The organism is Nocardiopsis sp. NPDC055879, assembly GCF_053615935.1.
Genome location: NZ_JBSHCT010000099.1, coordinates 1 through 1,223, shown reverse-complemented (window position 1 = coordinate 1,223; position 1,223 = coordinate 1). Strand labels below are relative to the sequence as shown.

1 protein-coding gene is annotated in these 1,223 nt (G+C 66.4%); it reads left to right on the top strand.

Annotated elements, in window-relative coordinates:
* Positions 1–111: 111 nt before the first annotated feature.
* Positions 112–945, top strand: coding sequence for a class I SAM-dependent methyltransferase (locus tag ACWGKS_RS30015; protein ID WP_452525107.1), 834 nt, complete (start codon positions 112–114; stop codon positions 943–945).
* Positions 946–1,223 lie beyond the last annotated feature (278 nt).

The following is a 1,223-nucleotide window of genomic DNA, read 5'->3' as shown; positions in this document are numbered from 1 at the left end:
CCGGAGGGTGGTCAGCGGCAGCACCATGAACGCGCTCCTGTACGTGTACGCGACGGGGTGAGCCGAAACCCATTGGTGTCCGGCCCCAGGCCTTCCTTAGGTTGCTGTCCCATGGACACCTCCACTCCGCGGGACTGGCTCACGACCAACCGTGCCAACTGGGACGAACGCGTCCCCCTGCACGTCGCGGGCGACTTCTACGACCTGGACGGTTTTCGCGCCGGGGACGAGGCACTGCGCGCCTTCGAGTTGGCCGAGGTCGGCGACGTCACCGGCAGGTCCCTGCTGCACCTGCAGTGCCACATCGGACTGGACACCCTCTCGTGGGCACGGCACGGGGCACGGCGGGTGGTGGGGCTGGACTTCTCCGGGCCGGCGGTCGAGGCGGCCCGCGACATCGCCGCGCAGATCGGGCTGTCGCGGGAACGGGCGAGCTTCGTCGAGTCCGACGTGTACGCCGCCGCCGACGCGGTGCCGGAGGAGTCGTACGACATCGTCTACACGGGTGTGGGCGCGCTCTGTTGGCTGCCCGACATCCGAAGGTGGGCCCAGGTCGCCGCTTCGCTGGTGAGGCCCGGCGGATTCCTGTACCTGGCCGAGTTCCATCCGATCACCGACACCCTCGACGACGAGACCGGAACGAAGGTCGTCCACGACTACTTCGCCCGAGAGGCCAAGGTGTACGAGGCCCCAGGGACGTACGCGGACCTGGAGGCCAGGACCGAGAACAACCGTGCCGTCGAGTGGCGGCACCCGATCGGGGACGTGGTGTCGGCACTGGCGGCCGAGGGGCTGCGGCTGGAGTTCCTGCACGAACACGACGTGTCGCTCTTCCCACGGTTCGGCTCCTTCCAGCGCGACGACAAGGGTTACTATCGCTTCCCCGAGAGTTCACCGAGAATTCCCCTGATGTACTCCCTGCGTGCGAGCAGGCCCGCGCGTTAGGGGACCGGTGCCGCAAGGGTCCGGAGTGGGTGCAAGATCGACAAAAGGGCCTATTGGTACCGGGTTCGGGGGGTTCGGGAGAAGAATTTTCAGGAACTTCCCGCGCATGCGGGAACGGGTTGGAAACGCTGTGAACTGTGCGAACGCCGGGGGTCTCCAGTTAAGTGAGGGACCGAACCCTCACCTATTGGGTTGTTTCGCTTCCCGAGTGCTCCGGTTGATGGCAAAATGACCAGCTGAGGGAGCCTCCCGGTCGGATTCGTCCATGGACCGCCGTG

Bases quoted from the DNA above. Each gene is read 5' to 3' on its own strand.
- ACWGKS_RS30015 (WP_452525107.1), top strand. From the start codon at position 112: ATGGACACCTCCACTCCGCGGGACTGGCTCACGACCAACCGTGCCAAC.